Raw genomic sequence first — 7,814 nt, 5'->3', positions numbered from 1 at the left:
TGCGCGCACCGGCACCCGGGAACCGCGCACCGGCACCCGGGAACCGCGCACCGGCACCCGGGAACCGCGCACCGGCACCCGGGAACCGCGCACCGGCATCCGGGAACCGCGCACCGGCATCCGGGAACCGCGCACCGGCATCCGGGAACCGCGCACCGGCACCCGAGACCCGCGCACCGATACCCGAGACCCCCGCGTCCCCTGCGCAAGGAGCAGAACCCATGTCCAACCCGCAAGCGGGCCAGGGCGCTTCGGTGCGCCGGGTGCTCGCGGTGATCCCCGCGCGCGGCGGCTCCAAGGGAGTGCCCGCGAAGAACCTCGCCCCCGTCGGCGGCGTCCCCCTGGTGGCCCGCGCGGTGCGCGAGTGCCGGGCCACCAGGCTGGTGACGGACGTCGTGGTCTCCACCGACGACCAGACCATCGCCACCGCCGCCCGCGAGGCCGGCGCCGAGGTCGTACTGCGGCCCGCCGCCATCGCCGGGGACACGGCCACCTCCGAGGCCGCCGTACTGCACGCGATGGACGCCCACGAGGCCCTGCACGGCGCGGCCGTCGACGTGGTGCTGCTCGTGCAGTGCACCAGCCCCTTCATCGTCCGCGAGGACATCGACGGGGTGGCCGGCGCGGTCGCCGAGGGCGGCGCCGACACCGCCGTGACCGTGGCACCGTTCCACGGCTTCGTATGGCGGGACGGCACCGACGAGGGCGAGGGGGGAGGGGGCGGCTACGGCGTCAACCACGACAAGTCCCACCGCCCCCGCCGCCAGGACCGGCCCCAGGACCTTCTGGAGACCGGCGCCGCCTACGCCATGGCCGCGCCCGGCTTCCGCAAGCACCAGCACCGCTTCTTCGGCCGCACCGAACTGGTCCGCACCGACCCGGCCCGCGTCCTGGAGATCGACGACCCGCACGACCTGGCCCGGGCCCGCGCCCTGGCGCCCTTCTTCGACGCCGCCCGGCCCGGCTCGCTTCCGACCGCGCACGACGTCGACGCGGTCGTCCTCGACTTCGACGGCACCCAGACCGACGACCGGGTGCTGATCGACTCCGACGGACGGGAGTTCGTCTCCGTCCACCGTGGCGACGGACTCGGCATCGCCGCCCTGCGCCGCAGCGGCCTGACGATGCTGATCCTGTCCACGGAAGTGAACCCGGTCGTCGCCGCCCGCGCCCGGAAGCTCAAGCTCCCGGTGCTGCACGGCATCGACCGCAAGGACCTCGCACTCAAGCAGTGGTGCGAGGAGCAGGGCATCGCGCCCGAACGCGTGCTCTACGTCGGCAACGACGTCAACGACCTCCCGTGCTTCGCCCTCGTCGGCTGGCCCGTGGCGGTCGCGAGCGCCCACGACTCCGTACGCGGCGCGGCCCGCGCGGTCACCACCGTCCCTGGCGGTGACGGCGCCATCCGGGAGATCGCGAGCTGGATCCTCGGCCCCGCACTCGACGCCCTCGACTCACCCGACTCCCTCGAATCCCCCACGATCACCCAGCCCAAGTAAGGAACCCCCTGCCATGAGCACCAACTCCCGCATCCGCGCCTTCGGTTCCCGCGAGGCCGGCCCCGGCCGCCCCGTCTACATCACCGGCGAGATCGGCATCAACCACAACGGTGAGCTGGAGAACGCGTTCAAGCTGATCGACGCCGCCGCCGAGGCCGGCTGCGACGCGGTCAAGTTCCAGAAGCGCACCCCCGAGATCTGCACCCCGCGCGACCAGTGGGACATCGAGCGCGACACCCCCTGGGGCCGGATGACGTACATCGACTACCGCCACCGCGTGGAGTTCGGCGAGGACGAGTACCGCCAGATCGACGACTACTGCAAGACCAAGGACATCGACTGGTTCGCCTCCCCGTGGGACACCGAGGCCGTCGCCTTCCTGGAGAAGTTCGACGTCCCCGCCCACAAGGTCGCCTCCGCCTCGCTGACCGACGACGAGCTGCTGCGCGCCCTGCGCGCGACGGGCCGCACGGTCATCCTCTCCACCGGCATGTCGACCCCGAAGCAGATCCGCCACGCCGTCGAGGTCCTCGGCTCCGACAACATCCTGATGTGCCACGCCACGTCGACGTACCCGGCGCAGGCCGAGGAGCTGAACCTCCGCGTCATCAACACCCTCCAGCAGGAGTTCCCGAACGTCCCGATCGGCTACTCCGGCCACGAGACGGGCCTGCAGACCACCCTGGCCGCCGTCGCCCTCGGCGCCACCTTCGTCGAGCGCCACATCACCCTCGACCGCGCCATGTGGGGCTCCGACCAGGCCGCCTCCGTCGAGCCGCAGGGCCTGACCCGCCTGGTCCGCGACATCCGCACCATCGAGGCCTCCCTCGGCGACGGCGTCAAGAAGGTCTACGACTCGGAGCTCGGCCCGATGAAGAAGCTGCGCCGCGTCCCCGGTGCCGTCGCCGAGGCGGAGATCGCCGCCGCCGCGGGCGAGCCCGTCACCGTCTGACACCCCCACCACGCCCTCACCACGGGACGGTCGTACGCCGATGAGCCCCCGCGCCGGGAATGCCGGCCCCCACACTCTCGCCTTCGTCGAGAGCCCGGTACAACTGCTGAACGTGCTGGAGTGGGCGCACACGTGCGCACCCGGCGCGGAGCTCACCCTCGTGGTCCTCTCGCCCGTGGACCCGATGACCCGCGGTCAGCTGCGCCGCATGGCGGAACTGGCCCGCAAGGAGGGCCACGAGATCCGCTGGGAGGAGGCGCGCGGCGGCGCCACGGCCCCCTTCCGCACGGTGGGCGGACTGACGACCGCCCTGCGCCACGCGGACCGGGTCGTCATGGGCGATCCCTTCTCCCGCTACGTGCAACTGCTCCTCACCATCACCCGCGCCCACGACCTGGTCGTCGTCGACGACGGCACGGCCACGATGGAGTTCGTCGCCCAGCTGGCCCACGGCGAACGCCTGGTGCGCTGGCACCGCAAGGGCAGCCGCCCCGGCCCCCGCGACCTGCTCTTCGCCCCCGTCTCCAGGTCCGCCCGGCACCGTCTGACGCCGACCCCGGACCGCCAGGTCTCGGTCTTCTCCTCCATGCCCATCGAGGACACCCCGGACGGCGTGACCGTCACCGCGAACGACTTCGCCTGGACCCGCTCCCGCTTCGGCCCGCCCCGCATCACCAAGGGCGCCGACATGGTCGGTACGTCCCTGGTGGAGACCGGCGTCGTGGACGCCGACCGCTACGTGGAGGCCGTGCGGGGCCTCGCTGGGACCCACGGCGCGGCCCGCTACTTCGCCCACCGCCGGGAGAGCGCCGAAAAGCTCCACCGGCTGGCCGTGGAGACGGGCCTGGAGATCGTCCGCCCCGACCTGCCCCTGGAGCTGATCGCCCGGCGGGGCCCGATCGGCCGCACCGTCCTCAGCTTTCCGTCCACCGTCGTCCACACCCTCCCGCTGGCCCTGGCCGGCACCGAGGTCCGCGTCGCCGTCTGCGACATCGACCCCGCCTGGCTCACCCAGCACGCCTCACCACGCGCCCGGGGCTTCCTGAGCGGCGTGACGGGCTCGGCACGGGACGTGCACCGGCTGTCGGCGGTCGCGGGCGCCGGGTAGGTGGTCCCGGGCACGTCGGGTGGAAGCCCCCGGCGTGGCTCGGCCGTACCGTGGTATCCGTGAGGGGAGCAAGGAAAACGGAGTCGGGTGCCGAGGCCAAAAGCGGGTGAGTGTACCCACCCCCGTTGAGAGCCATGCGCCGTGCGGCCAACTTTTCTTCCCCTAACGGGCTGAACTTTTGTTGATCGTGGGACAGTTGACCGCCCCGGCGTCCTACCCTTCAAAGGGTGAAGCAACTGATGTCCCGAGAGACCGAGGCCGATCCGTCAGGGGAAGCGCTGCTCCCCGGTACCTTGCCGGAGGCGCTCCGCGCAGAGCTCGTGGCCTTCCGCCGCGACCTGCACATGCACCCCGAGCTGGGCAACCAGGAATTCCGCACCACCGCCGCGATCAAGGAACGGCTGGAGCGGGCCGGCCTCAAGCCGCGGGTGCTTCCCGTCGGAACCGGGCTCGTCTGCGACATCGGTACCGACTCGGGACAGTGGGCCGGCGGGCCGCGCATGCTCGCGCTGCGGGCCGACATCGACGCGCTGCCCATCCCGGACACCAAGGGCGACTGCCCGTACCGCTCCCGTGTGCCGGACCGCGCCCACGCCTGCGGCCACGACGTGCACACCACCGTCGTCCTCGGCACCGGCCTCGTGCTCGCCGCCCTCCACGAGCAGGGCCTGCTGCCCCGGCCCGTGCGGCTGGTCTTCCAGCCGGCGGAGGAGGTGCTGCCCGGCGGCGCCGCCGACGCCATCGAGGGCGGCGCGCTCGACGGGGTGCGCCGCATCCTCGCCGTGCACTGCGATCCCCGGGTGGACGCCGGGCGGATCGGGCTGCGGGTGGGGCCCATCACCTCCGCCTGCGACCGGCTGGAGATCGCCCTGAACGGCCCCGGCGGCCACACCGCCCGCCCGCACCTCACCACCGACCTGGTCACCGCCGCCGCCCGCGTGGTCACCGACGTGCCCTCGCTCGTCGCCCGGCGCGTGGACAGCCGCAGCGGGCTCGCCCTGACCTGGGGGCGGATCGAGTCCGGCCACGCCCCGAACGTCATCCCGCAGCACGCCGAACTCGCCGGGACCGTGCGCTGCCTCGACCTCGACGCCTGGCGGCAGGCGCCCGACCTCGTGGTCGGCGCCATCGACGAGATCGCCAACCTGTACCGGGCCAAGTCCGAGATCACCTACGTCCGCGGGGTGCCCCCGGTCGTCAACGAGGTCACCAGCACCGAACTGCTCCAGGCCGCCATGGTCGCCCGGCGCGGCACGGACTCCGTGGAGAGCACCGAGCAGAGCCTCGGCGGCGAGGACTTCTCCTGGTACCTGGAGCACGTGCCCGGCGCCATGGCCCGCCTCGGCGTCCGCCCGCCCGGTGAGCGCACGGTCCGTGACCTGCACCAGGGCGATTTCGACGTGGACGAGCACGCCATCACCGTCGGCGTGGAGATGTTCACCGCGGCGGCGCTGATCGAGGCCGTGTAAGGCGGGGCGGCGGGCCCGGCCCCGCCGCGGTTGCGGCCGCGGTGGGTCGGGGGCAGCCTGATGCACAAGCGCACGAGGCCGCGCGGTACGCCCCGGACACCTCGCGGCACGAATGGGTAACGGCCCCGCGGAACCCCGTTCCCAGGAGTTTCTACGCGCGTTACTGTGCGCCGAACCGAGCGCCCGCTGCGGGGCTTTGGAGAATGGGGAACTTCAGATGCGTCGGATATCGAGACTGACCCGTGCCGCGGTGGGGGTCGCGTCGCTCGCACTCGCCGCCACGGCCTGCGGCGGGACCAGCGGTGAGAGCGACAGCGGCGACGAGGGCACGAAGGACGACAAGGGCCTCGCCATCGCCTACGACATCGGCGGCAAGGGCGACCAGTCCTTCAACGACGCCGCGTACGCGGGGCTGGAGCGGGCCCAGAAGGAGTTCGGCTACGAGACGGCCGACATCGAGCCCACCGAGGGCGAGACCGACGCCGACAAGGAGCAGCGCCTCGCCTCGCTCGCGAAGCAGGGCTACGACCCGGTCATCGGCGTCGGCTTCGCCTACGGCCCGGCGATGAAGGCCATCGCCTCGAAGTACCCGGACACCACCTTCGGCATCGTGGACTCCGTGGTCGAGGGTGAGAACGTCGCGTCCCTCGTCTTCGCCGAGAACGAGGCCTCCTACCTCGCGGGCGTCGCGGCGGCCAAGGCCACCAGGACCGACACGGTCGGCTTCGTGGGCGGCGTGGACGTACCGCTGATCCACAAGTTCGAGGCCGGCTACAAGCAGGGCGTCACGGACACGAACCCCAAGGTCAAGGTCATCTCGCAGTACCTGACGCAGACGGCTGAGGAGGGTGGCTTCTCCAGCCCGGACAAGGGCCGCGCCGCAGCCGAGGGCCAGATCGAGAAGAAGGCCGACGTCGTCTACCAGGCGGCCGGCCTCTCCGGCCAGGGCGTGATCGAGGCCGCCGCCAAGGCGAAGGTCTGGGCGATCGGCGTCGACTCCGACCAGTACGAGCAGGAAGCGCTCGCGGCGTACAAGGACCACATCCTGACCTCCGCCCTCAAGGACATCGACGGCGCGGTGTTCGCCCTGGCCGAGTCGGTCGAGGACGGCAAGCCGCTGACCGGTACCCAGACCTTCGACCTCGAGTCCGACGGTGTGGGCCTGTCCGACGCCAACCCGAAGTACGCCGAGGTCCCGGGCCTGACGGACGCGGTGGCCAAGGCCAAGGCGGGCATCATCGACGGCTCCATCGAGGTCAAGACCGAGTAGACCGGCGCGACACCGAACCGAACCGAAGCGGGCGGGCGCTCATGTCGTCCGCCCGCTTCGTCATGACCCCGCACAGGGGCACAGCCGCGCACAGGGGCACAGCCACGCACCGGGCACAGCCGTGCACAGGGGCACAGCCGCGCACCGGGCACAGCCGTGCACAGGGGCGCAGCCGCGCACCGGGCACAGCCGCGCACCGGCCGCCGGGCGTCACCCTCCGCCACCTTCCGTTCGCGTCCGGCAAGCCTCCGGCACCCGCACGCCGCGCCTTGCTCACGGGCGGATAACAAGAAGGACAGAAGGGGTTTTCAGGCAGGTCTACGCGCGTTAATCTGCGGCGAAGCCAGCGCCGTACCCGAACCGTCCCCGGCGCTTGTACGACAGGAGCACCAGACATGCGCCGGATTTCCCGGATCACGGTCGCAGGCGCAGCGACCGCCTCCCTGGCCCTCGCCCTCTCCGCCTGCGGTGGTACCTCGACCTCCTCCGGGTCGTCGGAGTCCAAGGGGGACAAGGGCCTCGCCATCGCGTACGACGTCGGCGGCAAGGGCGACCAGTCCTTCAACGACGCCGCGTACGCGGGTCTGGAGCAGGCGAAGAAGGAGTTCGGCTACGAGACGGCCGACATCGAGCCCACCGACGGCGAGACCAACGCCGACAAGGAGCAGCGCCTGGTCTCCCTGGCCAAGCAGGGCTACAACCCGGTCGTCGGCGTCGGCTACGCGTACGCCGCCGCGCTGAAGAGCGCCGCCGAGAAGTACCCGGACACCACCTTCGGCATCGTGGACGACGCCACGATCGAGGCGAAGAACGTGGCAGACCTGGTCTTCAACGAGGAGCAAGCCTCCTACCTCGCCGGTGTCGCCGCCGCCAAGAGCACCAAGACCGACACGGTCGGCTTCGTGGGCGGCGTGGACATCCCGCTGATCCACAAGTTCCAGGCCGGCTACGAGCAGGGCGTCAAGGACACCGACCCGAAGATCAAGGTGATCTCGCAGTACCTGACGCAGACCGCGGAGGAGGGCGGCTTCTCCAGCCCCGACAAGGGCAAGACCGCCGCCGAGGGCCAGATCGAGAAGAAGGCCGACGTCGTCTACGCGGCGGCCGGTCTCTCCGGTCAGGGCGTCATCGAGGCCGCGGCCGCCAACAAGGTCTGGGCGATCGGCGTCGACTCCGACCAGTACCAGCAGGAAGCCCTCGCGAAGTACAAGGACCACATCCTGACTTCGGCCACGAAGGACGTCGCCAAGGCGGTGTACAGCCTCGCGAAGTCGGTCGAGGACGGCCAGCCCGAGACCGGTATCGTCAGGGGCGATCTGAAGTCCGGTGAGGTCGGCCTTTCGGACTCCAACCCGAAGTTCGCGGACGACGCCGAGCTCCAGGCAGCCATCAAGACGGCCAAGGAGAAGATCATCAGCGGCGGGATCAAGGTCAGGAGCAGCTGACCCGCAACACCTCGAACAGCGTGTAACCGCGGTGGTCGCACCGCTCGACGGGGTACGAGGAGGACGCCTCC

The 7,814-nt window shown here is 71.5% G+C and carries 6 protein-coding genes; all 6 read left to right on the top strand.

Features of this window, described 5'->3' with window-relative positions:
* The first annotated feature begins 221 nt into the window (after positions 1-221).
* Complete coding sequence (locus ACIQ1J_RS25380) at positions 222-1,499, top strand: cytidylyltransferase domain-containing protein (RefSeq protein WP_403560300.1); 1,278 nt, start codon at positions 222-224, stop codon at positions 1,497-1,499.
* Positions 1,500-1,512: 13 nt separating this feature from the next.
* Positions 1,513-2,451: an N-acetylneuraminate synthase family protein gene (locus tag ACIQ1J_RS25375; protein ID WP_403560298.1), complete on the top strand. Its 939-nt coding sequence runs from the start codon at positions 1,513-1,515 to the stop codon at positions 2,449-2,451.
* Positions 2,452-2,491: 40 nt separating this feature from the next.
* Complete coding sequence (locus ACIQ1J_RS25370) at positions 2,492-3,559, top strand: hypothetical protein (RefSeq protein ID WP_403560296.1); 1,068 nt, start codon at positions 2,492-2,494, stop codon at positions 3,557-3,559.
* Between the two features lie 239 nt (positions 3,560-3,798).
* The gene (locus ACIQ1J_RS25365) at positions 3,799-5,028 is read left to right on the top strand and encodes a M20 family metallopeptidase (RefSeq protein WP_403560662.1); all 1,230 of its coding nucleotides are present in this window, start codon (positions 3,799-3,801) and stop codon (positions 5,026-5,028) included.
* Positions 5,029-5,245: 217 nt separating this feature from the next.
* Positions 5,246-6,298 (top strand): BMP family protein, encoded by a 1,053-nt coding sequence (locus tag ACIQ1J_RS25360; RefSeq protein WP_403560294.1) that lies wholly within the window; start codon positions 5,246-5,248, stop codon positions 6,296-6,298.
* Positions 6,299-6,693: 395 nt separating this feature from the next.
* Positions 6,694-7,743, top strand: coding sequence for a BMP family protein (locus ACIQ1J_RS25355; RefSeq protein ID WP_403560292.1), 1,050 nt, complete (start codon positions 6,694-6,696; stop codon positions 7,741-7,743).
* The last annotated feature ends 71 nt before the right edge of the window (positions 7,744-7,814 follow it).

It is taken from the genome of Streptomyces sp. NPDC097107 (assembly GCF_044762405.1).
GTDB lineage: Bacteria > Actinomycetota > Actinomycetes > Streptomycetales > Streptomycetaceae > Streptomyces > Streptomyces thinghirensis.
The sequence above is the reverse complement of the archived record's forward strand: the minus strand, read 5'-3'. Positions and strand labels throughout refer to the sequence as shown.